Consider the following 26,238-nt stretch of genomic DNA (forward strand, 5'->3'; position numbering starts at 1 on the left):
GCAGGTATATAGTAGGTTGAATATCTGTAATACGAAAAAATCGCCGCATGGGCGATTTTTCTGCTTATTCGCTATGAATCACAGCTGCTAGCATTTTAGTTATTAGCTATTACTGTTTTTGCAGTCTAATTGAGGTTCGTCTGATCTAGAGATTTCTTCTACGATCTATTAGATCTAATATACTCATTACTGCGAAGACAGCCACTATCGTCAAAATATAAACTAAAAATTCAATCCAGTTTACGTTGTCAAGTGTACCTCGGAACAAGTGATACAACACTTTGGTTGTAGTAACCGCAATAATGCAAAGGACGAGAGTAGTTAATTTTTTCTTCATCAACGATACCTAATAGCCCATTTGGCTCTCTTCAAGCCGCACATGTACTACCTTTCTTTGTTATCTTGTGTCTTTTATTCAATGGATCGACTTAGCCAACTCTACGAGTCTACCAGTATAACACAAGATATGGAAGATAGAGGGGGTGATGAATGAATTTCTGATTGAATAATTTTACAATTTGTCTTAAAACGAATAGATTAATGTCCATTAATCTGAAATATGACGAATGAGCAACAAGCATCCATTCCGATGAATGACATCATTGTTTCAGGCCATTCACTGGATCGTCAGAAGCAGTGTAGTCGTTGCTGAACGAATCTGAGAAAGCTTATTCACCCGTATCTCAAACGGATGGACAACATAACGAATCTCAGACACGTTACAGTATGAAAAACCACAGAAAAAATCCGATTCTTATGCCCAAAAGGCATATTAGCGTGTCAACGATTCGTTAGTATTTCCGGAATGCAATTTTCCTGCAAATAAGGCTGACTGAGTTCGTTAGAAACGCCGGATCATATAGTGTCGTGATGGGGAATTCGAATCTTACGCTTACTAAAGGGCATCGACCAACCTCACTGGTTTACAAGGATTTCAATCGATCATCATACATCAGTTGAATCTGAATGCCGAAGGGATCTTCCACAACGCCATATGCCTTGCTAAATACATTACTGGATAACGGGGCAATGATTTTCACCCGCTGATCAGATACAAGGCTATGGTAGAAACGTTCGATTTCTTCTATATCAGCACTTTGAATACATAATGAAGTGTTATTTCCAACGTGGTATGGCTCATTGATATTCATGGGATCTTCCGCAATCATAATTTTGGTGCTGCCAAGCTGTAAGACGGAATGGGAGATATAATTTCTGTTGTCATCCGTAAGTTGTATCGCGTGATCGCGTTCCGCCATGTCTTGATACGTTACCCGGAATCGTTCTTCTGCGCCAAAATGTGTTTTGTAGAAGTGAATGGCCTCCTTTGCCTTCCCGTTCATGGATAGAAAAATGGCTACCTCTAATGTTGCACTCATCGTATGCATCTCCTTATATATCAGTTAACTCAGGTAGATATGATCTAATCGATTTGATATATCTCCTTGAACTCATTATGCTTGATAAAGGTGTCAAAACATGAAACCTTTATAGGGAGATAATGATGAAAAAATCAGAACGATTAAATGACATGCTTAGATTCTTAAACGATCGTGAGTTTTTTAATTTGCATGATCTGATGGAGAAATATGATATTTCCAAGAGCACAGCCCTACGGGACATTGATTCCTTGGAGCAATTAGGTGTGCCGATCTATGCCGAGTATGGCAGGTATGGGCGGTATGGAATACTGCAGCATCAATTGTTAGCACCGATCCTATTCACCATGGATGAGGTGTATGCACTTTATTTTGCGATGCTCACACTAGACTCCTATCAATCCACACCCTTTCATCTAAGTGTTAAGCAGCTGAACGAGAAGTTCGAAGCCTGTCTATCTCAGAAGCAACTACAGCAGATTCAATTGATGAAAAAAGTCCTGCAATTCGAAGTGAGCCAGCATCACCATGTAAGTTACTATTTGGATCGAATTCTGAAGAGTATTCTTCATGAGAATACTTGTGTGATCCAATATGTGAAAGATCAGCAGAAAACGAGCTACCAAGTTCAATTTTACAAAATATCAGCAAAATTTGGGCAATGGTACGCTAGTGGCATCGACATAAAGGCTCATCAGACGAAGGTATTTCGCTGTGATCGAATCACTTCACTCCAAGAAGAGAATAGTGAAACACAGTACTCTATTGATGATTTACTTCACCGTTCGTTAAACGCATACAAGTCCGATAATAGCATTCAGTATGAGGTTGAGATTACAGAACAGGCTAAAGATCTGTTTTATAAAGAGAATTATCCATCCATGAGTATAGAGCTTGGGGAGAGGACGATCATTAGAGGATATTATAACTCTGGGGAAGAGAGCTTTATCACGAATTATTTCATGAGGTTTGGAAGTTCCATCATTGCGGTGAAGCCGAACTCGTTCAAACAGATGATGGTACAACATATGGAGAATCTTGTGAGCCACTACCTCAAACTTTAATGAGTAGTCGGAGTAGTTACATGTGTCTAGATAACATTTTTCTCATATACTTGTAACTTTGGTAATCTAACTTCCGTCATATAGATTGAGGTGAGAGAATGAGGTCGTTTAAATATGGAGTGAAACTGGTTTGTATATTTCTTGTATCCATAATGTTAACCAGCTGTAGCACTGAGGATGATGGAGAAATGTCGTCATTAGGCGCTTCAGACAGTTCAAGCACTTCATCGCCGTGTGTAACAGGAAACATTAATATGGCGGATTTCCTAATGATTAATGATATTACTTACACATTAAATGATCGAGAGTCAGATGCAACTCCAATTGAGCCTGAGCTCATTGGGGACAAGGTTGGTGAAGTTACATTTACACTGAGTGAACAAGCTTGTTCAGATCATGTTGTGCAAAATGGAGACGCTGCATTCCTTTCAGTCGGTACGTCTATATATGAATTAAATGGTTATCGGCCGCAATTTCGTGTAGTTGCCAATGACAGAATGTATCAGGTGAGTGACAATCCTAAGGCAGAAACGATGGGCGATCTGATGGACATCGAATCTAAAGTAGAGAAGATCAGCTTGGAAAGTGGGAATGATGGAAGTGTAATCGGTGATTTCCCTCAAGAAGCAACATCAGAATTTGTAAACGAGTTATTGCCTTTACCCTATGTTGGCTTTGACGAAGTATATAAAAAAGCAAAACATGACTATGGTATCTTCCTGCGTGTGTATCTTCAAGATGGTACATCTATGCGTATGGTGTATTATCCTAAAGCGAATGCATTCTCGGCAGGAGCGTTTGGAACAGCGCGGTTAAATGAACTAATTGTTACGCAAAGACAACGGATCAAATCCGCGGCAGGCATGTAATGGAGCATATGTAAAAGAGGCTATCTCGATCAACGGGATAGCCTTTTTTTTTAATATTTCCTCAATTAGTCGAGTCAGATTAGCGAAGTTTTGGGAATTAAATATCCTTCATCACATTGTTCATTTGGAACTTCTTAAGTGACTCCGTTGTTGTATGCATATTCTTCAAGTAATCAATTTTGTAGATGCAAGAGTAGAGAACGTTCAATACGTATTCAAAAGCAATCTGTGACGAGAATGTACCAATCTTAGCGAGCTTTTCCTCATCATTAGGTACTCGAATGCAATACGTACTGAGTTTGGCTAACTCACTCTGGTTACTTGCTGTAATGGTGATGAACGGGATATTCTCACGGTTGAAGTGCTGCGCCACTTGAACATAATTCGGTGAGATCCCATGATACGTTAGGAAAATAGCACAATCCTTCGAAGTTAAATTAATGGTGTGATAAATCCATTCAGATAACTCTGTCGCAATGACGACATACTTATTAATTTTAAAACATTTATTTTGAAAACTTTTTGCCCGAATTTGTGAATCCCCCTGTGCATAGATGAAGATCCGATTGGCATTATTCAGCAGATGTGCTGTCTGTGATAGGAGCTCGTCGTCCATATATGCAACGTTCTTTTCAATGGTTTCCTTCATCAGCTCTGCAATCTCTTGTGCCACCTGAAGTGAAGATTCACCTGAGCCAAATGGATAGTTAGGATTCACGTTGGAGATGGACTGTGTACTTTGCTGAAACTCTCGGGCAAGCGTAATGGTAAACTCTTTGAATCCCGTAAGACCTAACTTTTGCGTTAGGCGATGGATGGCCGAGTGAGATGTATATGTTGCTTTGGCGAGCTCTTGAATACTTAGTTGGAGAACATGCTCTTTGTGCTTCAATATGTAGGATGCGATGCTTTGTTCATTCGGTGTAAAGTTCTGCATTTCGGATAACTGCATTAGGATGTTCAACAGGATCACTCCAGCTTCTGTAAATTAACGTGGATCAAAGATTAGAGAATAAACATTTTGTTCAGAAATATACCCGTGTAGCTTGTACATAATGATCGAAAGTACCGTTATCGCGTCAAAGTCTTTACGCAAGACCGTCTTATTCTATAATAAATGAAAAGACTCTGAGGAGGAAACCTTATGTTGAACATTGGATACATCGGTAATGGAAAAAGCACGAATCGATATCATCTTCCGTTCTCACTGAACCGGGATGAGCTGAACGTCAAAACCATTTATGCACGCAGCTTGGAGAAAGCAGAATGGGAGAGAGTACCAGGTGTTCAGTATACGGATGACATTTCATCTCTGATGAACGATCAAGACATTCAATTAATTGTCATCTGTACCCATACAGAGTCACATTACAATTATGCCAAGATGGCACTGGATCATGGCAAACATGTACTCGTTGAGAAGCCTTTTATGTTAACAAAAGAAGAAGCCGTGTCTATTTTCCAATATGCAAAAGAAAAGAATCTGGTCATTCAATGTTATCAAAATAGACGGTATGACTCTGACTTCCTGACAACTAAGAAAGTGATTGAATCCGGCAAGCTTGGGGATCTCCTGGAAGTTGAAATGCATTACGATTATTATCGACCTGAAATACCTAACGCAGTCTCCCAGTTCTCCAAATACAATAGTTATCTATATGGACATGGTGTGCACACGATTGATCAAGTCCTCTCTTATTTCGGTAAACCAGACCGTATCCATTATGATGTTCGTCAGTTGTTAGGCCCCGGCAGAATGAATGATTATTTTGATCTGGACTTCTATTACAATTCACTCAAAGTATCTGTAAAATCAAGCTTTTTCCGTCTGAAGCCAAGGCCAAGCTTTGTGGTATATGGTAAAAAGGGTGTTTTTGTGAAGCAAACAGAGGATCGCCAAGAGGAGCATTTGAAATTATTTTATCTTCCTAAAGGGCATGATGATTTTGGGATTGATCTGCCTCAGCACTATGGCGTGCTTACGTATGTGGATGATGATGGAACGTACCATGAGGAAAAAGTAATTTCCGAAAAAGGCGATTATGCTCGGGTGTATGACGATATTTATCAAGCCATCGTAAATGGCCGAGATAAAGTAATCCGTGACGAAGAAACCATATTAGCCATGGAAATCTTAGAGAATGGCATGAAAGGATGTAGCTAAGATGAAACTAGGAATCGTTGGAGCAGGTATGATTGTTCAGGATCTATTGAGTTTTATTAAGGACATTCCTACTATAACGTTGCAAGCAATAAGCTCTAGACCAAGTCATGAGGAAAAATTACGTTTGCTGCAACAACAATATAGCATTGAGCAAGTGTATTCCAATTATAGTGAGATGTTAAACGATCATGACGTAGATACGGTGTATATCGGACTGCCGAATCACCTTCATTACGATTATGCCAAAGAAGCGTTGTCACACGGCAAACATGTCATTTGCGAGAAACCTTTTACATCGAATCTGTCCGAGTTCCTGGAACTGAAAGAGTTAGCTGAGCAGAAACAGTTAATTCTGGTCGAAGCGATAACCAATCAATATTCAAAAAACTACCTGTCCATGAAGGATCACATCCCTCAATTAGGAGATATCAAAATTGTCGAATGTAATTACTCACAATACTCATCACGTTATGCTGCTTTCCAAGCAGGCGAGGTCTTGCCAGCATTTAATCCAGAGATGTCTGGTGGGGCATTAATGGATATTAACTTATATAACATTCACCTCGTTGTAGGTCTGTTCGGCAGTCCTGAGAGAGTAGAATACTGGCCTAACATGGAGCGAGACATTGATACATCAGGCATTTTGTTCCTAGATTACGGTGATTTCAAGTGTGTCTGCATAGGTTCTAAAGATAGCACAGCTCCCAATTCCGTAAACATTCAAGGAAACAAAGGGTATATTCATATGGCAAGTTCTGCGAATATCGTCGATAGCTATAATTATGTCCTTAATAAGCAAGAGCCGATCCGTGTAGATCAAAAAGATCATGCTCATCGTATGTATGATGAATTCGTGGAATTTGATCGAATGATTCGTGAGCTGGATTGGAACAAAGCAGCTCAAATGCTTGAGCATAGTGAAAAAGTAATGCAGGTTGTAGAGCAGGCCAAGCAATCAGCCAATCTTGTTTTTGGTTCGGATCGATTACGCCACTAATAAAGAGCAACAGAGTTGACAATAGATTCAGACGACTTGACCGTATCCTGGTATGTTACCGGGAGCGGTCTTTGTTTTTTTGAAAGTAACAGTGTAAACAGAGGAGTGGAAGTATGATAACTGATCCATATTTCCCTTCGCAAACCTACATCTCTGGGTTATATTAGAGGTTGTATAATATTGGAAAGGTGCCGATTTAGATCTCTTAAGGTGAAACAGACTTACGAACAATAATTAAAGAGGGTGGATTATCTTGAAGATATATCTAGTAAGACATGGCGCGGATGAGGAAGGATATCGCGGTGGCTGGAGCCAACGTGGGTTAGTTGAAAAGGGGATCATACAAGTATCCATACTGTAACGAAAGCAAATGAAGGTTGGAAAATGAGTGAAATGAATATAAGAAATCATTTGAATGGAATGTAAATTTTCAATGTTATAGCGTTCTATCTCACACTACACAGAGTTTCAAGCAACCTTGGTTAAGGAGTATTTATGAATAATAATAAGACAGCTGTTGAAGATCTAAGATTAATTAGTGTGTTGGTGCTTGCAACGCTATGTTGTCTTGGGTTGGCTCATTATTTACGTGTCCAGTCAGACAAGAACATGTTCAACTTCCTGAGCTGGGATGTGTTCTTAGCATGGGTTCCTTTCATTTTATCGACTATTATCAGATATATATCCAGTAAAAAGATAACTAAGCTCAGCCTTATTGGCATAGGACTGCTGAGTGTTGTTTGGCTTTTCTTCCTTCCGAATTCTGCGTATCTGTTCACGGAAATAATACATTCATTTCGATATTTGGATGCACAAGGGGAAGCAAGATTTTGGTTCCAAATGGACTTCTGGTATAGTCTGACGGTAACCTTTGGAGTAGCTATCATTGGTCTATTCCTCTCCATATGTTCAATACATCAAGTTCACCGATTGTTAAATCGAATGATGAGCAGAGTGAGTAGCATGTTGATTATTGCTGTTATTATTCTGCTGAGTAGTTTAGGTGTATATATTGGGCGATTCAATCGATGGAACAGTTGGGATTTATTATCTCAACCTGAACAGATTCTGAGAGATCTCATGACGGATATAAGCTCGGGACGAGGTATATTAATAGAATTTGTTGCTATTCTGTTTACAATCCAAGTTTTTGGATACGTGATTATAGGTTTGTTGACTGCGAGATCGAGTAAGCAAGAAGAGAGATCTAATAATCACTAGAATAATATTTGGCAAACAGTATTGCAGTAACTGATAAACTTGAATTAGGAGCGTGAGTAGATGACGAACGATTTTTATTGTGACGAGGTATTGAACGGTAAAACAAAAGTAACGACCGTAATGGAAACCGAAATCATTAATTAGTCTAATGAAAGAGCAGGATCATATGTTGTTAATTGAGATGATGGAAGTTGTTTCACAGGTTTCTGCAAGATTAATCTCCGAATACGGGGCGAGCAAAATTGTCACGAATATAGGAAAGTATCAAGATTCCAAGCATCTACATTGGCATGTTGTGTACGGAGAAACAATAAGAAATTAATAGAGATAACAGAGGATGATCCAGTGTTGTGGAGGTGAGGGATAGATGTATGCTAAGGATTACCGATATATTGGGATGAAGATCATCGCAGTTTTCGTCTCGACACTAATCTTGAGTTTGTATGGATCTTGGAGAGCCTATACACCCGAATCTGATCGAGTATCTGACGTAGGCTATTATTCCTTCGGTGGAATATTTGCCATCCAAGTCGTTCCGTTATTCTTTGTGTTTATCATTATAGGCTTAATGGTGTCTCCATTTATTGATACAATGATATTTAATAAATTCCATTCTAAAGGTGTAAAAGGGTTATTAACGTTCGTAATCGCTTATCTATTGCTTGGTGTAGTCAGTGGAATAATGATCTCCATTTTCTTTCGTAGAGTGGATTCAATTCTATTTTTCAGTACCCTTTCAATTACTGGTGCAATGATTTTTCTCGTCGTTCAATTAGTATTGCAAGGCATGTTTCATAACCGCAGAGCTATGGATGATCCAAAGCAAAACGTCTAAACAACTTATGGATTTAAAAAGTCACCCAACGGTGGCTTTTTTAGTGTTTTATTTGTTAATTACAAAATTTGCAACTTTATCATTGATCATCGCGTTATGTTTATGTGGTCATATATGCAAGTATTTAGACTAGGAGGTATATCTATCATGTCCAATAAACAGAATCACCGTATGAACTCATTTCGCCAAACACGATTAATTAAGCCTGTCATGGCAGGCGTTACGGCTGCTATGTTTGCAGCTTATGGAGTCCTCGGCGTATTACCAACTCAAGCCCATGCAGAAGCTTCTGATATTTCGGTGCGCAACTGGCATTCATATAATAGCTACTCCGTACCTGAGGTTAAAGCATCATGGAGTGCCAAAGCAGATAATTATCTTAAGATGAACGAAGCTTACTTAGATGGTAGTGCTATTGCCGAAGAGGGTAAGGTATTTACATTTGTAGGCTCGAAGTTGGTTACACTCGATGCCAAAACAGGGAAACAGTTATGGACGTATGGCAAAAAACTAATACCATTCATCACTTACAAGGATGGGACTCTCTACGGATTAAGTGCTGATCATAAACCATACGCACTGACTGCTAAGACAGGTAAGGTAAAGTGGCAGTCTGGCACATCCACGAGTATTGATGCAATGCTGCGTACCGAAGCTTTAATTCCTAAGACGGATACATTCTATGTGATTAATGGAAGTACAACTTTTGCATTTGATATGAAGTCAGGGAAGCTACGCTGGAAGGCGAATGAACCGTTGGGTGAAGGGAATGGTACAGCGTATTTAGAGGAGTCTAATGGGGTTGTGCTGCGAACTTTCAATGTACAAGGTGCACTTTCATCGATTCAACTCAATGCGTATGACAAGAAAACAGGCAAGAAGCTATGGAGTGAATTTGGTCAAGGGGAAGCTCTGCAAATTAAAAATGGTCTTGTGTATTCGATCGACTATTACTCGCCAATGCTGGAAGAATACGATTCAAACCCTAATCGAACCTGGAAGGTCAATGTGTACAATCTGAAGACGGGTGTGTTGAAAGGCAGTCAGGAGTATTCCTGGAAAATGGCTGGAGAACCACCGTATGCGAATGGTCGAGGCAGTATATTGGCGAACCAAGATAAATTGTACATTGAACAGGGGGATAAAATAGCAGAGTATTCGCTAAACGCCTACAAAAAAGGAGAAGCTCCTTTGCGAACATTACAGCGACCTCATGGTGACAATCTAGAGTTGATCGGCATCGTTCAAGAACGGCTGATCTATAAGAACTATACGACAGGAGAACTGACTGGTATTAAGCTGGCGAATGGTCAGGAGGTCAAATGGTTAGGGGATGCACCTATTTCCCAGATTGATGTCTATGGTAAAGGCATGTATCGAGCACAGCGCAACGGTTCCTTGCTTGGCATCGATATGCTGTCAGCGAAGCCTCTTTTCCGGGTAGCAACCGGAGGAGATCTGCATCATAAAACGCTAAAAACGGATGGGATGCTCATTATTCAGACCGAAGGCAAGATTCTCGGCGTGAAATTACCAGCAGTTCTGAAATAAGCTCTCCGAGCCCAATGAAGGTGGATATTTGTATTGAATCGAACCAGTGATGGAATACAGTCTTTTTCACGTTTTCTAATCTCTAATGTAATCGTCACGCTAATCGCTGTTGGCATATATGGTGGAGTCATGTTCACTGACCCTCACGCCGGCGTGGATATGAGTGACCGAGCGAGCATCCTATTTTATCTGGCTTATATCAGCATACCTGTGTTTATCGTATTCGTATTGCTCACCACAGTCCTAGTTTGGTTCAGAGAACGATTACCAAAGAAAAGACACACTTCGAATGTCATCGTGAACGATGTTATAATCGCCGGGATCGTAAGTGTTTTATTTTACCTTGCGCTTAGTGCATTTTATGAAACTGGATTTGTGCTAGCCATATCGCCATTTATATCTACGCTGACCTTTAGTGTTTTATATGAAACATATATTACTAAAACTTAGTCTACGTTCTTGCTCGTCTAAATGTGATGTAAATAACTAAACCGTGGCTCTGAAGTATTCAGTGCTGCGGTTTTTATTCATCGATAAGTAGTAGCGAAGATTGTACCAATATTTAGAAATTGTATTTGCCTTTTCGAATCCAATTTGATTCCAAACATCAAAGTGCAGTCACCTATCCGAATATCTACCATTCCGAAGCTGTGATGACTCAGCTATCTTACTTTGCGCTCCACACCTGGGTCACTAGGACGTTGATGTTTGAGTATGTGGATGATCGCTGGAAGATTAGCCAAATTGATTTTAAATACACATATTTCTAATAAAATGAGAAGCTTACTCAACGAACACGACTGCATTTGCCAGAACTTTGGCTTATACAGTCGTTTTTTTGACTTTAGATTCAGAGAATGAGAAAATGTTGTGTTGTGAGAAATGGATATGGGGGAACAGTCCCTAAATAACCTAAATAAGAAAGCTATATATAGGAGGTCTATAAATGAATCAACGATATCGTATTACAAGAACCATGCAGGAGAATAACGCGGAACAAGCAATCACTTTGGAGGAATGCAAGCAGTATTTTGCGAACAAAGATGAATTTGCGTACTCTGCCGTTTTACATGTAAAAGGGCCTGAGAGTATCATGTCGATTGACGGAGATTTTTTCATGTGGTCGCATGAGGGTAACGAAATTCCATTTCGTTTATTCTCGGGAGATCTGTATGTGGCAATCTCCAATGAAGCAGTCGTTCCGAAGATGATTGAGATCGCAACGGATCTGCGTGCTGATATTGTTGAAGGATAGGACAGTGATTGAACAACATATTAGTTAAGAAGATAACGAGACCACGATGAGATTGAAGAGGATAGAAGGTAGTTATTTTGCAGGGACAGGAGTAAGGTTATGAACATTATTGTTTTTGGAGCCACTGGTAAAACCGGTCGCGAAATCGTCGCAGGAGCACTGAAGAAGGGGCATCAGGTTACCGCCTTTGTTCGCAATCCGTCTAAGCTTAACATGACTCATCCCAATCTTCATGTCCATACCGGCGAGATCACGAATCTTAAAGACGTTGACAGTGTGCTTAAAGCCCAACATTATGATGTAGCTTATTCAGCGATAGGCTCCAAAGGGATGTTTAAACGCGAACCCTTACTCATTCAAGCCATGCATAACATGGTCAAAGCATCAGAGCAGAACGATGTAGGCAAATTCGTTCATATCTCCTTCGCTGGTGTGAGATCAGATGCTGGTAAGTTAGGTTTGTTGTATAAGCTAATTGTCCCTAATGTGATGAGAAATCTGCTTCATGACCATCGAGAGAAGGATGCGGTAATCAAACAAAGTAGTCTAAACTGGGTGCTGGTTCAGCCGCCGATTCTAACTGTGGAGCCATATTCAGGGAAGTATGTGCATGAGGTGCAAATTCAACCCGATAAGTCACGTAAGTTGAAAATGTCACGAGCCAATCTGGCTGACTTTATGCTGAAGCTAGCGAATGATTCTACTTATGATCGTAAAGAGGTTTTTGTCACCGAGTAAGTATTACCCGCGTTAAATCGAACGACCTATATGGCAATGTGATTCTTGCATAATACATGAAACGAAGTTGAGGTGTGAAGTGAGAAGAATAAGTGTAGTGTTATTATGCATTTGTATCATCTATGGATTTTCTCCGCCAGCCCTAACAGAAGCGGCTAAGGCTCCTACAACAATTAAAACAGCGGTACATATGTACAAAGGTCAGCCTTATATCCAGATTAGCGGTGGCAACCCAGCAGTAGCCAAGTCCATTAATAAAATTTTAAAGAAACATACGGTAAAGGTCGTTGACGATAACCGAGCACTGCAACAACACAATCGTGTAGCCTGGTCTAAAACAAGTGTTAAAACGATGTACAATAACCAAAAGTTATTGTCGGTCGTGTATACAGATGGGATAAATTACACGGATGATAACGTAGGAACCTACATATCTTCGACGTACAATTTTGATCTTACAACAGGTAAACGTATGACCCTAAACGATGTTGTTGATACAGAATTCAAAAGAACTAATCTGATGTCGATCATTTCTCAGAGTCTTCAGTTGAAGTATGATAAAGGTGTTCAGATTATGGAGAAGCGTATTTATGAAATTCCGACATATTATGTGTCTGAATTTTATTATTTCAATAAAGGCATTGTCGTCCGTTTCCATCCGACTATTGTGGCAGAAGCATCCGAAGGATTCATTGATGTTACCGTGCCATATGACCAATTAAGCGATCGGAGCATTAGTCAAACTGTACCTAAATATCTAGACTATCTACGTACTCATGTGAGTGATTATATCGAAACTGAGATGCAATACTTTGATGGATACAAAATAGGCAATATTTATGCTTTAAGTAATGGTGAATATTGGAGACAAGTTGAACCCAGATTTTATTCAATACCATCTGACTTGCTATCTGCTAAGGTGAAGATCTATAAAGATCGAACACGGTACTACATGTGGGTTGACGGCACAGATGATGCAGTCGAGGTCGAGAGGCTGGTTTATCCTGAATGAAAACATACAGAGCCTATGCGATATTTAATTTTGCTGCTGATGGGATCAATGTTACCTTTCCTGAACTACCTGGATGTTTGACGTGTGGTTTTACATTAGATGAAGCTTTATATATGGCAAAAGAAGCGCTTGAGTTGTATATCAAAGGTGAGCCTATCGCGGAACTCCCAGCACTAGCTAGCGAGATGCCCAAGTTAACTGACGCTAATGATAGAGTGTATCTGATTGAAGCAAATCATACGGATTGATGCGCCAGACAGAGTCACATCAGGGTTCTACGTCATTTTATGTATATTCTCGCGCAACATATGTTAAAATGGGATTTGTACTATCATTTTTATTAAATAAGGAGGCCAATATGGAGCCGATACAGCCTCAAGACATTCAAAATAGAATCAGCGAACTTGCTGATCAAGATGTATACGTACATCTTGAATTAACGACAGGTGCGTATGCTCAGCACTTGGACAGCACAAGACATCCGGCGTCGGCATTTATTTCCAATGCGGTCATTCGATATACGCAGGGATCAATCTCCGCGACGAGTCCATACCGAGTTGGCTTAAAGACAACTCAAGGATGGATCTATGCTGAAGGACTTACACATGTTGATGAGCAGGACAAAGATCGCTTAATTTTGGCTGGACATGATACTCAAGGAAAGTTAGTTGTAGCGTTACAACTCAGCAGAGAGATGTTCTGATGGAAGTGGAGGAGCAAGCATGAATAATGAACAATACAAACATCAGCGCATTTTAGTTGTATTCCCTCATCCAGATGATGAGGCATTCGGAGTTTCGGGAACATTGGCTAAATACATAGAAGACGGTGCTCACGTCACGTATGCTTGCCTAACCCTTGGGGAAATGGGACGAAATATGGGAATACCCCCATTTGCCAATCGAGTAACGTTACCAGCCATCCGTAAGCAGGAATTGATTGAATCCGCCCACGCGATTGGTATCCAAGACTTAAGAATGCTAGGTTTCCACGATAAAATGATTGAATTTGAAGACCCGGATCTGTTGGATGGCCGGCTTATGGAGCTGATTGATGAGTTGAATCCGTCGCTCGTCATTACGTTCTATCCAGGTTATAGTGTGCATCCCGATCATGATGCGACGGGTGCTGCTGTTATCCGCACAATTAGCCGAATGCCAGCACAGAACCGTCCGGTTGTACATTGTATCGCATTCGCCAAAAACTATGAGCAGGCTATTGGGAAACCTGACGTTCTCATGGATGTGAAGGCGTTACTGGCGAAGAAAATGGCATCGATTCGCGCACACCGTTCGCAGTTCCAAGCGGCTGAGCTTGTCGGTAAAAGCGAACTGAATGATAAGGAAATTCAGAAACGCTTCGGAACCGAAGTGTTCTGGACCTATCGATTTGAATAAACGCTGTGGATCAGGCGGTAAAATTATATTTTAATATTAGATATGTCCCACATAACAGATCTGTGTGGTCATAAAAGTCGCCTTCGAGGCGACTTTTATGTTTTATAGCGAGATAACGTTGAGGGACAAGAACGTAATACAATGCACACGAGCTACTTTAATCAAATAATACAATAATAATGAACTAAATCTCATGGGAGTCAGATGTATAGGAAGTGAGTCTAGCTCGTTATTATTATGAAACAGTGAAAATTACCTACAAAGTTTTCTATAGAGGTTGACAAAGTTATTAAAATCAAACAAACTATATGCTATAGCATATAGTAATGAAACATAAGTTTGAGTTGTAAGCGAAATGTATAGTTTTTTGCAATTACACACCGTTGCAGCCCAAATACATGGTATAGCATGTTGTTTTAATCCTATATGCAATACGATATGAAAGAAGGGTAGATATGTTGATTTTTATTACGGTTTTACAGGTTTTATTAGGTCTCTTTTTCTTGTTTACAGGTAGCAAAATTATTTCGGGTAAAATGGCCGAAGAATTCAAACGCTTTGGATTGCCCTCTTTTTTTAATGTCTTGACCGGTTCGTTTGAGATTGTGGGAGCCATCGGTATGATCGTTGGGATATGGATACCTATTGTTGCATTTTGGGCGGGATTACTTCTGGGAGGAACGATGCTTGCTGGAGCATTCACTTTGTTGGTTTTAGCTAAAGATCCAATACAAAAAGCTATTCCAGCAATCGTATTGTTTGTTCTTAGCTTGATTGTGTCAATGTATCATTTCTTCTAAAACTTGCTAAAGCCATGTGGGGGTTATGATATCATTTTATATTCCTTTGGGAAGCCCTCGAATAATAGTCTTTAGATGTCTCATTCTTCGGTGAATGTAGTTTGTAACATTCATTCAGATCACCTATAATTGGTGTAAGAAAATGACGAATGAGGGTACTACAATGGACTTATACAATGTGACTGGCTTTTTGATCCATAGGACAGATGTCAAGCTTACCAACTATTTTACCAAACAGTTGAAACCTTATGAGGTCACACCTGAACAATGGAGTATTATTTCCTATCTGGATATAGACAAAGCTATGACACAAAAAGAGTTGGCCGAGGCAATTGATCGGGATCAAACCACTGTCGTGAGAATGATACATTCATTAGAACGTAAAGGAATGGTTCGACGTATCGTTAATGATCAAGATAAGCGTTCCCATCATTTATATTTGTCTCCTAAAGGAGAAGAAGTAAAACAAGGGTTGTTGTTAACGGTCAAAGAAGCTCATAACTACGTTACACGAGGTTTAGAGCCGGAGGAACTTGATCAGTTAAAAGTCATATTAGAGAAACTATATACGAATGTGCAAGGAGATTAGTTGGATTGTAGGTGAGCATGAAACTCATCAAATACATGCTATAGCATTTACTTTTCTATATCGAGGAAGACGCATCACAGGATGTAGAAAGTTTTATCTCAACTTCATAAAGCCATAAACTAATAAAAGCAAAATAAGTCGGTTATTCCGATTTATTTTGCTTTCTGTTGTTGTAAACTGAAATATTGTCCTTCTGTAAATATACTCTAACTAATTCCATTCATGATGTCTAATAACTCATCTGTCGTTAGAATCGTGGCGAATTCGTGATGTAACGTTGCAAGCGAGATCTCATGAATTGTCTCGGCAGTATGATAGGTGCCATGTTGGTCATATAAACCAAATGCGGCTACTGCATCTGAAATAAGAGTTGTATTAAATCCTAAGTTACCGCTCATTCGAGTCGTTGTAGACACGCAATGAGGGGTGGTCAACCCTGTTATTACAACATGTGTGATATGATTTTGTCTCAGATGTTCTTCTAGAGGTGTGCCGATAAAACTACTATTCACCTTCTTCGTTAGAACGATTTCCCCTTCGATCGGTGTAACAACTTCTTTAATACGGAAACCTTCATTTGTAGGATGAAATAGAGAATGAGGATTGTCGGACGTATGTTGGATATGTATGATATGCCACCCTTTGTCTCTCCATGTCCCAAGTATTCTACTGATATTTTCTTCTGCTGATGGATTGTTCCTTTCACCCCACTTTGGATCATCAAAAGCCTTTTGAACATCGACTATAATTAGAGCTGTATTTTGATTCTCCAATGACAATTCCTCCAATCCTAATTTTGGGATTAAATCACTTTTATTCTAATCTCTGATTCTGTTTTGCGCAAATTCATTCGATAATAAATATCGGTACTTGTGAACCAAACAAGGTCTTCGATGATCTAATGAATAGATGAACCTAAGAGAAAGGGGAGCCATGTGTGGATTTATCTGAGAAAGTGACACTTGCAAGGCAAGGAGACCAAGAAGCTTTTGTATATGTAATACGAGCTATTCAGCAAAGCTTATTTGCCATAGCCAGATCCATTGTGAAGAACAACGAAGACTGTGCTGATGCCATGCAGGAGACCATTGCCAAAGCGTATTCTAATATACATACACTGAAGGAGCCTACGTATTTTAAAACGTGGATTATTCGTATTTTGATTAATGAATGTAATCGGATTATTAAGAAAAGGCAACGAGTAAGCCCAGTGCCATATGATACAAGACAGACATCCTATACGGGAGATTATGAACAGATCGAATTGTTTGAAGTGATTGATCAGCTGGATGAACAGCTCCAGACTATCGTGATGTTATTTTACATTGAGGACATATCGGTCAAGGAAATAGCAAAATTACTTCATGTTTCGGAAGGAACAGTTAAATCACGTTTGTATAGAGCCAGGCAGCAACTATCTGAGCTTGTACTAGGGAAAGGAGAGGACAAATATGAATCATCCTGATGCAGTTGATCGCGAACTCAAATCATTGTTGAAGTCCAAAGCAGAAGACGTGGCTATTCCTGAGCCAGTTCAGAATGCTGTCGAAAATGTATTATCTTCTCTACCTAAACAGAAGAGGAAGAAGAGATTTCCTAGTACCCGGTGGAGATGGTTAGCTGCGGCTGTTGTCTTTTTTGTTCTTCTCAGTGCAATTTCGGTTTCAACTGTGCCGATATTTTCTGAGATGCTGCGATCTTTATTCGCCAAAGATAATCCGGATATCGGACTGTTGCGAGCACAAGAGTTAGGGTTGGTTCATAATCCTCATATTAAAGTAAAAGACAAAGGTTACACGCTCGTAATCAATGAAGCTGTGGCGGATCCGACACGGGTGACAATTGCTCTACAGCTATTTGATCCCAAAGGGAAGCATAATCGTGACAAATTGGTCATTGGCTATGAGAACCAAATTACGATTATGGATAGTGAAGGAAATCAGATAGACACCATGTACGATATGGGATACACGAATGATTTTTATTACTTAGTCGCCTTTTTCAAGGAGCCTTTACAGACAGATCGGATTACCGTTGAAGGACATGTTCAGAAACTGGGTCAGCGGAATGAAACACCCATTGAAGGGGATTGGAACTTTAGTTTCGATATGGATATGAAAGAGGCAAATAGCAAGACTACCATCGAAGAGTTGTCCGGAAGTTATACAACACCACATGGAATGACGGTGACGTTGAAGCGGCTGACGAGAATGGTACAGGGTGTGCGTCTAGAACTGGAGACAGAGCTTAGTGATGAAGCCATGGCTAGATCACCCGGAGATTTATGGGAAAACCAGATGCTGAGCTTCCATTTTGAGACGATGGATAAGGAAGAGATTCATGCTGTGAATCCGAGAAAACAGGGTTTTATGGATAGTTTGATGACATCTGATCATACGGTCATTGGTAATGGGAAAATGCACTGGAGTTACACATTTAAGTACTTACCAGAAGAAGAATCTTACCGTTTTGTCTTAGATGCCTACTCCGTTGCAGAGCAGGATGGAAGCCAGATTGCGTTTAAACCCGCTGAATTAGTAGAGCCAAAAGGGTATCAAGTATTGAATGATCACTTTGAGTTGAACGGGACAGCTCTTGAGGAATCCGATATGGAACAAGACACAGATGAAATGGTCATTTCTTTCTATGCAGAGTTAGAAAATGAATTTGACAACAATGTATGGAAGGCAGTCGATGTATTAGGCAATGAGTACGAAGTAGACCGCCGCGGTGTATCGTTTTTAGCTAATACTTTGCCTGACAATTGGCGTGAAGGATTGATTAGTATGGGAGATCGTGGGATGAAGCAACCATATCATTTTGAAATTAAGGGATTGAGTCATATTCCTGAGCAGCTTACTCTCATTAGAGAAGTCGTTGATAAACGTTATCAAGACCCCAATTGGTCTGTTCTTCTCAATCCATAGAGCGAGAATGAAACGAACAGCCGAACACGCAGCATATGACTGGGACGTTCCTATTCTCGCCTTGCTCTATAGATTTTTATGAAGTCCCTGCTTGAGCAGAGCCATTAAAGGATACAGGGCCAATAACAGTTACAGGGTCTACTGATGTGCTTCCAACAAACATCGTATATCGAATTTGACCAGTTGCAACATTAATTGCCGGAGGGAAATCACCAGCAGCAAAACTAAATAATCTACCGCCAGGACCGGAGGATAAGTCGATTGTTGAATTGAAGATAATGATACCTGAACCGAAAGCTCCGGTACCTCCTCGGACAACATAAATATTGACTACGTTTGAAGCAGATCTAAAAACACCAACTGTTCCCCAGAGTTGAATGCGTACGTCACTTTGATTGGGAGTTCCTATAGCTGCAACCGTTTGAAGACCGATATCGCCTACTAACACAGGCGTTGTTGATAGTATTTCAGTACCAGAGCTAAAGGTGTTATGAAGGGACAATCGTGAATCTAGGAATTGAATCGGCATGTTTATCACCTCGCTTTCAATCTATTCACATTTTATGCAAGGAGCCATAGAATGCTTGGACAAGAATCAAAAGAGGCATTCCATCATACAGGAAGCTGGAGAAAGATTGGTACGTCAATTGGGAAAAAGTTCGCTCATGATATTGGTAGAAAAAGCACAGCTCAAGTATAATTATGGAATTCAAAGAACTTTTCGTTAATCAAAGAAACTTTGAAAGTGGGAATAGTCATGCCTACAATACAAGTTCTACATTACGATGCATTCTCTTCAGAACCTAATATGGGAAACCCGGCGGGAGTTGTTTTGGATGCGGATCACTTGTCTGAAAAGGAAATGCAGTCCATTGCACGTTCTGTTGGATTTAACGAAACGGCATTTGTTCTAAGATCAAGACAAGCGGATTATAAACTACGATATTTTACACCAGGACACGAGATTAATTTATGTGGACATGCAACGATGGCTTCGATGTATTGTTTGAAGACACGAGGACATATTGAAGCATCCCTGAATGCTGTAACGATTGAAACGAATGTCGGAATCCTACCTATAACGTTTGATTACATCAATAATGAACTGATGGTAACGATGAAGCAGGATCATCCTCAATTCGTTCCATTCCAAGGGTCAGTTAAGAAGCTGGCAGAGAGCCTAGGCTTATTGGAAGAAGAGATTGATCCCACTATGCCCATCGTGTATGGAAGTACAGGAACATGGACGTTGTTGGTGCCTATTAGAAATTTAGAGAGCTTCAGTAGAATGAAGTCTAATAATGATATGTTCCCAGAGATCTTGGTCGAGAATCCAAGGTCTTCTGTGCATCCTTTTGGATTAGTAACAGTTAAGCAAGAGGCACTGATGCATGCTAGACACTTTTCTTCACCGTATTCAGGTACGATCGAAGATGCGATAACAGGAACCGCATCTGGCGTGATGGGAGCTTATTATTTGACATACCTTGATCAAGAAGCGTCTAACATAGAGTTCATCGTGGAACAGGGTACAGAAGTGCACAAAGATGGACAAGTGTTGGTAAATGTAAACCGTGAACAGGATCGTATGGATGTGTACATCTCGGGAACAGGCGTCTATGTTCGTGAGATTCATGTTGAATATGATGGTTAATTGATGACTCTCTAAAATGCAATGCAGCGAATTGGAAAGCGACTCCTATTTAGAAGGGCGTGACATACATTTGGTCAATCAAGACATACTATCTCAAGCGGCAATAGCTTTTGGAATTAACCCTATTTCATTGGAGTTTGTGAGTAATTCAACGAACGAAGTCTATAAATACATTAACAATAATCAGATGTACTATCTACGATTATCCGAAAAATCCATTGAATACGAGATGAGCATTCAGGCTGAGGTTCACTGGGTTCGTTTCTTGGCTATGAACGGTATTCGTGTTTCTTTACCTCTATTAACAGTAGAAGGAAGCTTGACGGCCGTATGTAGAGATCATGAGAAATGTTATATTGCTACTGTGTTTGAAGGAGTTTCGGGTAAGTTTTTTGATTCAGATCCACAAGCATGGGACTCACCCTTATTTAAACGATGGGGTGCGACAATGGGACAAATGCACAAGTTAACTAGCTCATTATACGAGCCTATGGATTCACAACATACGAGAGTGAAGTGGAGCACGCTAGACATTGATAACCCGCATTTACATAAAGGCAACTACGCTGTGCTTGTAAATAAACTTAGAGCAATTGAGCAGGAATTGATGTCGTTACCTACAAACCCTGAAGCATATGGGCTAATCCATTATGACTTTCATCCTTATAATTTTCTAATTGAACATGGAGAAATCAATGTATTTGATTTTGATGATTCATTGTACGGTTGGTACGCGATGGATATTGGTGTAGCAGCTACACACGCTGTATGGTGGGGCTCAGATCATCCGAAGTGGCGTTCCAAAAACGAATTCTCCAAGTATTTCTTAACATCGTTTCTAGAAGGTTATCTGGAGGAAAATCATCTTGATTACGAATGGATCAAAAGAATTCCTTTATTTATGGAATATAGAAATATCAGCTCTTTCTTCTGGTGGCTGAAGGATTGGGATGGGGATGAAGGAAAACTGACGGAGTCTCAGAAAAATGCCATTACTGACGCAGTTGCGTTGATTCAGGCGAATAAAGCATTTGATGGATGCGATTTGCAGTTATAACGTTGAAGGAGTTGAGTTGAATGATTCTAGGTCTGTATGAAGCTCATTTACCCATAAGTAACAAAAATAGATCAATCGATTTTTATTCAAAACTAGGACTGGAGCTTGCCTGGGAAGATGAAGACACAGCCTTTTTCTGGATTGAGAAAGAGAAGAGCTGGCTAGGTCTTTGGGAAGGTGAGGAACATCGGCTGCCATATCATCCTTCCATAAGACATATTGCATTTAGAGTAAGTTATGAGGAACTGTAACATAGTGTGGATTGGCTAAAAACGATTGGTGTTGAACCCGTTCCTTTTGGGAGAAGAGGTTCAGTTGAACCTTTTGTACGTGCAAACCAAGGGAATGCCTCCGTATACTTTAACGATCCAGATGGGAATAGTTTGGAGTTGATGTGTTTTGTTTCTGTACCTGAAAAGTTCAAATCAATAACAGATAAATTGTCATTTGAAGAATGGGAGAATTTAATTAAGGAGGAGTAGGGATGATCATGTTTCCTTTTCATGTTAATGAATCAATCTCAATCAATATAATACAACCGAGAGATCGGGATGATTTATACACATTAATCGATAATAATAGAGCGCATCTCCGAAAATGGCTACTGTGGGTTGATAAACGTCAATCCCCATCCGACTTAGATTCTGTTATAGCGATGTGGGCGCAAAATGTTGAAGAGAGAAACGGATTTGATGCAGGAATATGGTACAAACATAAGTTGGTTGGAATGATCGGTCTGCATTATATTGATTGGAAGAACAAAGAAACAAGTATTGGATATCTATTATCGGAGTCATTCGAAGGCCGCGGAATTATATCAACATCGATTAAGGCACTATTAGATTATTTGTTTGCTGAGTTAAAGTTAAATCGTGTAATTATTCAATGTGCAGAAACCAATCTAAGAAGTCGATCTATTCCAGAACGTATTGGTTTTGTAGAGGAAGGCATTTCAAGAGAAGCTCAGTGGCTGTACGATCATTATGAGAACATTGTGACTTATAGTGTGTTATCGAGTGAATGGAATAAGTAACATCACTACTATTTTTCTGAAGAAACCCGTCGCTTAACAATCAATTTGCTGCGAAGGAGAACAAAATGAATCGAATTTTGGTGATTGGATCAGGTGGATCTGGCAAATCAACGCTTTCCCAAAAGCTAAGTAACATTCTTAATCTGCCTGTTATTCATTTAGATGCTTACTTCTGGAATCCAAACTGGGTTCCTAAACCGAATGATGAGTGGGATCAGATAATTGATAAGTTTACTAATCAAGATCAATGGATTATGGACGGCAACTATTCAAGAACAATGAATACTAGGATCGAGAGAGCGGATGTCATTATCTTTTTGGATATGCCCAGGCTCTTATGCTGCTATCGGATCATCAAACGGCGTTTCATGTACCATAACAAGAGTAGACCCGATATGAATGAAGGGTGTAATGAAAAGTTAGATTGGGAATTCGTGAACTGGGTGTGGAATTATAAGAAAAGAAGTGGAATGAACGTTCTGAAGAAGCTCAAACACATACAGCGAGATAAACAAGTCATCATTTTAAATACTAGAAAACAAGTAGATGAATTTATAAGCAGAATAGAAAATAATAGAAGCCTTTAATGATGAAGCAATTATTCGGTATATCGACTATGGAGAACAGAAATAAACATAAAGAAGAAGGATAGCATGAGCTATTGGTATGATATTAATGAGATTATGCATGATGAAATACAGTTTGCCATTATGCTCACAACCTTTAACGATAAGTTCATTATTATCCATAACAGCAAACGGGGAGGTTGGGAGATCCCAGGGGGCAATAGAGAACCAGGAGAAACGATGTTAGAAACTGCAAGTCGAGAGTTGTATGAGGAGACAGGAGCGGTTGAATTCGAACTCACTCCCTACGGTATTTATAAATGGAACGGGAGTTTGGGCATGGTTTTTCACGCTAAGGTAGAGGTGTTAGACGAATTGCCTGATTCGGAAATTTCGGAGATCAAATTCGAAGATAATTTACCCGCAGGAATGAACTTTGGAGATATGTTCTATCTCTTCTCAGAGAAATGGGATGAATGTGCAGATAAGCAAATGAAAAAATACACGGTAACGATCAAGAATTCGAGTTTACCCCGTGTAATAACAATTGCAGCGAGTTAAGAGCAAATCATATGTAACAAGGCTTACATTGATGACTAGAAACTAATTTTAAGCAGAGGAAGTGCATGGATGGAGATTGTACAGGCAGATGAGACAACCCTAGATGAAGTGACACAATTAGCCTTAAAATTATGGCCCGAAAATTCGTGGCAACACCTCAGAGCTGACTTTGAAGATCTATTACAATCAGAGAAAGACAGACTCTATCTAGCCAAATCTCAACAAAGTTACGTTGGATTTATTCACTTATCGATAAGAACTGATTATGTTGAAGGATCTAATTCCTCGCCTGTTGGTTATGTTGAGGGCATTTACGTCGAGCAAGAGTACAGGAATCAAGGTATTTCAAAACGATTAGTTGAAGCAGTAGAGAAATGGGCGAAGTCTGCAGGTTGTACCCAAATTGCATCAGATACGGAGCTCACGAACCATACAAGCCAAGCATTTCATGCGAAGATAGGATTCACAGAAGCGAATCGAATTGTTGCTTTCATTAAAGACTTGAAGTGAGTAACCTGAAATCAGCTTAAGCTTCACATCTTTACATCGATTATCATTGATAATCATTTTCAATTGAATTAGAATAGAAGTTGAGGGTATCCAAGCCAGAAGAGCAAGGTGACATGGATACCTCATTAATTTCAATAATCTGATACGATGTAGGAGGTAATGATGTTAATCCAAACTCGAAGCATGATTATACAAAAAGGGTATAGTGATCAGGTCGTAGAACGATGGAGTGGTCCTTCTCCGATTGTGGAGATGCCAGGTCTTATTGATTTTAGTGTCATGGTCAACAAGCGAAACAAAGAGCAAGAAGAAGTTCTTGTCATCATTCGCTGGGAATCAGAAGAAGCGTGGAAAAACTGGGAGAAAAGCGATGTACATATCAAAGGCCACCGTGAGAAAAAATCGCAAGAGAAGCCAGAATATCTGATCAGTACAACTGTTAACATGTATGAGGTACAGACAGTGAAGTCAGGCAGCGGTTCTTTCAGTAATTCATAATACTCTAAGCACGACTGACCATAAGCCGGTTAGTCGTGTTTCTTTTATTTTATGGATGAACGGATGAATTCACTTATGATACAATCAACGAATGTAAGTGGTACAAGCAATGCGAGACAATAGAGGTTAAGCATAAACACAAACACCAATAGATGTACCGACAAATAGGGAGGTATTATTACGATGGACTACTCATTTTCTAACAGGATTGCTGCATTACAGCCATCCATCATTCGTGAAATTTTAAAAGCAACTTCTGGTCAGAACGTTATTCCGTTCTCGGCAGGCAATCCTGCACCAGAGACGTTTCCGATTGAGGCGATACGTACGTTCACACAATCCATACTGGAACATGATCCGGTGACGGCTCTTCAATACGGAATTACAGAAGGGTATGCCCCGCTAAGACAAGCACTAACGACACATTTAAAAACAGGCTTCAATACAGGCCAAGAATCGGATGAATTGTTCATCGTATCTGGAGCGCAGCAGGGCATCGAGCTTGCTTGTAAAGTATTTTGTAATGAAGGTGACACTATAATCTGTGAGAGCCCAAGCTTCATCGGTTCCTTGAATACGTTTCGAGCAGCGGGGGCTAAGTTAGTTGGTGTGCCTATGGAGACTGACGGGATGGATATTGAGAAGCTAGAGCAAGCTCTGCAAACAGAGCAGAACGTGAAGCTAATTTACGTGATCCCAAGCTTCCAGAATCCAACGGGTATTACGACAAGTGAAGAGAAGCGTAAGGCAATCTATGATTTGGCGAAAAAGTATGGTGTCATGATTCTTGAAGATAATCCGTACGGTGAACTTCGATTCAAGGGACAAGATGTTCCCACCATTAAATCGATGGATGATGAAGGTCTTGTCATTTATGTAGGTTCCTTCTCCAAAATTCTATCTGCGGGTTTGCGTGTGGGTTACGTGCTTGCACCGTATGAGGTTGTTCAGAAGATGGTTGTGGCTAAGCAAGGTGAGGATGTACATACCGCTATGCTTCCACAGATTTTGGCGTACAAGTTCATGGCAGAGTATGACTACGATAGTCATATCGACAGCATTCGAACCATCTACCATAGAAAATCAGCGTTAATGATTGAACAGTTGAATCAGCATATGGGCGAGCGTATTACCTTCACTCAACCCGAAGGAGGACTGTTCCTCTGGTGTGATCTACCACATCAAGTTCCGATGCTCGAATATGCCAAGACTGCTGCTGCTCAAGGTGTTGCGGTCGTTCCTGGTACAGCTTTCCTCGTGGATGAGAGTGAGCCGTGTAATGCCATTAGGCTGAATTTCTCAACACCATCGGATGAGCAGATTGTAAAAGGAATTCAAATTTTGGGTCAGGTGTTAGACTCCTATAAGTAAGGACAATATAATATGGATTCAACGAGTACTCGTATTACCGAATAGCTTGGAGAACCGCCAACCTGGCGGTTTTTTTATTCAACGTTCTAGCAATAGCTCTCTATTCGGCGAGTAATCTCGATAATTCCTTGAACCTAATCCATGGATGTCTTATCAAAAGATTCTATAGATGAAGCAATTGACGCTCAGG

30 protein-coding genes and 1 pseudogene are annotated in these 26,238 nt (G+C 40.0%); 27 read left to right on the forward strand and 4 right to left on the reverse strand.

The genetic code is table 11. The features are described from left to right. Positions 1–923: 923 nt before the first annotated feature. Positions 924–1,379, reverse strand: coding sequence for a VOC family protein (locus V6W81_RS13890; RefSeq protein WP_338543797.1), 456 nt, complete (start codon positions 1,377–1,379; stop codon positions 924–926). 122 nt (positions 1,380–1,501) lie between these two features. On the opposite strand from V6W81_RS13890, the gene V6W81_RS13895 reads away from it, so the two are divergent. Together V6W81_RS13895 and V6W81_RS13900 are read left to right on the forward strand one after the other, a co-directional pair. Then, positions 1,502–2,443, forward strand: a complete 942-nt coding sequence (locus V6W81_RS13895; protein ID WP_338543798.1) for a helix-turn-helix transcriptional regulator — start codon at positions 1,502–1,504, stop codon at positions 2,441–2,443. Positions 2,444–2,631: 188 nt separating this feature from the next. Continuing rightward, entirely contained in the window at positions 2,632–3,312 is a 681-nt protein-coding gene (locus tag V6W81_RS13900; protein WP_338543799.1) for a hypothetical protein, read from the forward strand. A 97-nt stretch (positions 3,313–3,409) separates the two neighbouring features. On the opposite strand, the gene V6W81_RS13905 is transcribed toward V6W81_RS13900, so the two are convergent. After that, positions 3,410–4,276 (reverse strand): MurR/RpiR family transcriptional regulator, encoded by an 867-nt coding sequence (locus V6W81_RS13905; protein WP_056691767.1) that lies wholly within the window; start codon positions 4,274–4,276, stop codon positions 3,410–3,412. Between the two features lie 180 nt (positions 4,277–4,456). On the opposite strand from V6W81_RS13905, the gene V6W81_RS13910 reads away from it, so the two are divergent. The 14 genes from V6W81_RS13910 to V6W81_RS13975 all read left to right on the forward strand — a co-directional run bounded on the left by V6W81_RS13910 (position 4,457) and on the right by V6W81_RS13975 (position 15,871). Next, positions 4,457–5,476, forward strand: coding sequence for a Gfo/Idh/MocA family oxidoreductase (locus tag V6W81_RS13910; RefSeq protein WP_338543800.1), 1,020 nt, complete (start codon positions 4,457–4,459; stop codon positions 5,474–5,476). A gap of 1 nt (position 5,477) precedes the next feature. Then, positions 5,478–6,473 (forward strand): Gfo/Idh/MocA family protein, encoded by a 996-nt coding sequence (locus V6W81_RS13915; protein ID WP_338543801.1) that lies wholly within the window; start codon positions 5,478–5,480, stop codon positions 6,471–6,473. 495 nt (positions 6,474–6,968) lie between these two features. Then, the gene (locus V6W81_RS13920; protein WP_338543802.1) at positions 6,969–7,694 is read left to right on the forward strand and encodes a DUF1361 domain-containing protein; all 726 of its coding nucleotides are present in this window, start codon (positions 6,969–6,971) and stop codon (positions 7,692–7,694) included. Positions 7,695–8,061: 367 nt separating this feature from the next. Beyond that, positions 8,062–8,529 carry a hypothetical protein gene (locus V6W81_RS13925; RefSeq protein WP_338543803.1) on the forward strand — a complete coding sequence of 156 codons (468 nt, stop codon included), beginning with the start codon at positions 8,062–8,064 and terminating at the stop codon, positions 8,527–8,529. 147 nt (positions 8,530–8,676) lie between these two features. Beyond that, positions 8,677–10,080, forward strand: a complete 1,404-nt coding sequence (locus V6W81_RS13930; protein ID WP_338543804.1) for a PQQ-binding-like beta-propeller repeat protein — start codon at positions 8,677–8,679, stop codon at positions 10,078–10,080. A gap of 33 nt (positions 10,081–10,113) precedes the next feature. Continuing rightward, positions 10,114–10,530 (forward strand): hypothetical protein, encoded by a 417-nt coding sequence (locus tag V6W81_RS13935; RefSeq protein WP_338543805.1) that lies wholly within the window; start codon positions 10,114–10,116, stop codon positions 10,528–10,530. 496 nt (positions 10,531–11,026) lie between these two features. Further along, positions 11,027–11,335, forward strand: coding sequence for a hypothetical protein (locus tag V6W81_RS13940; RefSeq protein WP_338543806.1), 309 nt, complete (start codon positions 11,027–11,029; stop codon positions 11,333–11,335). 99 nt (positions 11,336–11,434) lie between these two features. Then, positions 11,435–12,073 carry an NAD(P)-dependent oxidoreductase gene (locus tag V6W81_RS13945; RefSeq protein ID WP_338543807.1) on the forward strand — a complete coding sequence of 213 codons (639 nt, stop codon included), beginning with the start codon at positions 11,435–11,437 and terminating at the stop codon, positions 12,071–12,073. 97 nt (positions 12,074–12,170) lie between these two features. After that, positions 12,171–13,085: a hypothetical protein gene (locus V6W81_RS13950; RefSeq protein WP_338543808.1), complete on the forward strand. Its 915-nt coding sequence runs from the start codon at positions 12,171–12,173 to the stop codon at positions 13,083–13,085. After that, positions 13,082–13,333, forward strand: a complete 252-nt coding sequence (locus V6W81_RS13955) for a type II toxin-antitoxin system HicB family antitoxin (protein ID WP_338543809.1) — start codon at positions 13,082–13,084, stop codon at positions 13,331–13,333. The genes V6W81_RS13950 and V6W81_RS13955 overlap by 4 nt, the downstream gene beginning before the upstream one ends. Positions 13,334–13,443: 110 nt before the next feature. Then, complete coding sequence (locus V6W81_RS13960; RefSeq protein WP_056691728.1) at positions 13,444–13,788, forward strand: YojF family protein; 345 nt, start codon at positions 13,444–13,446, stop codon at positions 13,786–13,788. A gap of 19 nt (positions 13,789–13,807) precedes the next feature. After that, positions 13,808–14,482, forward strand: a complete 675-nt coding sequence (bshB2, locus tag V6W81_RS13965) for a bacillithiol biosynthesis deacetylase BshB2 (protein ID WP_307216897.1) — start codon at positions 13,808–13,810, stop codon at positions 14,480–14,482. A 455-nt stretch (positions 14,483–14,937) separates the two neighbouring features. Next, positions 14,938–15,282, forward strand: coding sequence for a DoxX family protein (locus tag V6W81_RS13970; RefSeq protein WP_338543810.1), 345 nt, complete (start codon positions 14,938–14,940; stop codon positions 15,280–15,282). Between the two features lie 163 nt (positions 15,283–15,445). Continuing rightward, positions 15,446–15,871 carry a MarR family winged helix-turn-helix transcriptional regulator gene (locus V6W81_RS13975; RefSeq protein ID WP_338543811.1) on the forward strand — a complete coding sequence of 142 codons (426 nt, stop codon included), beginning with the start codon at positions 15,446–15,448 and terminating at the stop codon, positions 15,869–15,871. 206 nt (positions 15,872–16,077) lie between these two features. On the opposite strand, the gene V6W81_RS13980 is transcribed toward V6W81_RS13975, so the two are convergent. Beyond that, positions 16,078–16,644, reverse strand: a complete 567-nt coding sequence (locus V6W81_RS13980) for a cysteine hydrolase family protein (protein ID WP_338543812.1) — start codon at positions 16,642–16,644, stop codon at positions 16,078–16,080. A gap of 164 nt (positions 16,645–16,808) precedes the next feature. Between V6W81_RS13980 and V6W81_RS13985 the strand changes: the two genes are divergently transcribed. Together V6W81_RS13985 and V6W81_RS13990 are read left to right on the forward strand one after the other, a co-directional pair. Then, positions 16,809–17,336: an RNA polymerase sigma factor gene (locus V6W81_RS13985; protein ID WP_338543813.1), complete on the forward strand. Its 528-nt coding sequence runs from the start codon at positions 16,809–16,811 to the stop codon at positions 17,334–17,336. Beyond that, on the forward strand, positions 17,323–18,798 hold the full coding sequence (locus V6W81_RS13990) for a DUF4179 domain-containing protein (RefSeq protein ID WP_338543814.1): 1,476 nt from the start codon (positions 17,323–17,325) through the stop codon (positions 18,796–18,798). The genes V6W81_RS13985 and V6W81_RS13990 overlap by 14 nt, the downstream gene beginning before the upstream one ends. Positions 18,799–18,874: 76 nt before the next feature. On the opposite strand, the gene V6W81_RS13995 is transcribed toward V6W81_RS13990, so the two are convergent. Then, positions 18,875–19,327: a hypothetical protein gene (locus V6W81_RS13995; protein ID WP_145047618.1), complete on the reverse strand. Its 453-nt coding sequence runs from the start codon at positions 19,325–19,327 to the stop codon at positions 18,875–18,877. A 228-nt stretch (positions 19,328–19,555) separates the two neighbouring features. On the opposite strand from V6W81_RS13995, the gene V6W81_RS14000 reads away from it, so the two are divergent. The 9 genes and pseudogenes from V6W81_RS14000 (at position 19,556) to V6W81_RS14040 (ending at position 26,048) form a co-directional block, all read left to right on the forward strand. After that, positions 19,556–20,452, forward strand: coding sequence for a PhzF family phenazine biosynthesis isomerase (locus V6W81_RS14000; protein ID WP_338543815.1), 897 nt, complete (start codon positions 19,556–19,558; stop codon positions 20,450–20,452). Between the two features lie 139 nt (positions 20,453–20,591). Continuing rightward, positions 20,592–21,509: a phosphotransferase enzyme family protein gene (locus tag V6W81_RS14005; RefSeq protein WP_338543816.1), complete on the forward strand. Its 918-nt coding sequence runs from the start codon at positions 20,592–20,594 to the stop codon at positions 21,507–21,509. 20 nt (positions 21,510–21,529) lie between these two features. After that, positions 21,530–21,991: pseudogene (locus tag V6W81_RS14010) on the forward strand (VOC family protein). Positions 21,992–21,999: 8 nt separating this feature from the next. Then, the gene (locus V6W81_RS14015) at positions 22,000–22,542 is read left to right on the forward strand and encodes a GNAT family N-acetyltransferase (protein WP_338543817.1); all 543 of its coding nucleotides are present in this window, start codon (positions 22,000–22,002) and stop codon (positions 22,540–22,542) included. Positions 22,543–22,607: 65 nt separating this feature from the next. Then, a complete protein-coding gene (locus V6W81_RS14020) occupies positions 22,608–23,129 on the forward strand; it encodes a DNA topology modulation protein (RefSeq protein ID WP_338543818.1) in 522 nt (173 codons plus the stop codon). 66 nt (positions 23,130–23,195) lie between these two features. Then, positions 23,196–23,669 (forward strand): NUDIX domain-containing protein, encoded by a 474-nt coding sequence (locus V6W81_RS14025; protein ID WP_338543819.1) that lies wholly within the window; start codon positions 23,196–23,198, stop codon positions 23,667–23,669. Between the two features lie 69 nt (positions 23,670–23,738). Beyond that, a complete protein-coding gene (gene aac(6'), locus V6W81_RS14030) occupies positions 23,739–24,179 on the forward strand; it encodes an aminoglycoside 6'-N-acetyltransferase (protein ID WP_338543820.1) in 441 nt (146 codons plus the stop codon). A 162-nt stretch (positions 24,180–24,341) separates the two neighbouring features. Beyond that, the gene (locus tag V6W81_RS14035; RefSeq protein ID WP_145047789.1) at positions 24,342–24,677 is read left to right on the forward strand and encodes an antibiotic biosynthesis monooxygenase; all 336 of its coding nucleotides are present in this window, start codon (positions 24,342–24,344) and stop codon (positions 24,675–24,677) included. Between the two features lie 183 nt (positions 24,678–24,860). Next, the gene (locus tag V6W81_RS14040; RefSeq protein WP_338543821.1) at positions 24,861–26,048 is read left to right on the forward strand and encodes a PLP-dependent aminotransferase family protein; all 1,188 of its coding nucleotides are present in this window, start codon (positions 24,861–24,863) and stop codon (positions 26,046–26,048) included. Positions 26,049–26,238: the final 190 nt, after the last annotated feature.

Source organism: Paenibacillus tundrae (assembly GCF_036884255.1).
Classification (GTDB): Bacteria; Bacillota; Bacilli; order Paenibacillales; family Paenibacillaceae; genus Paenibacillus.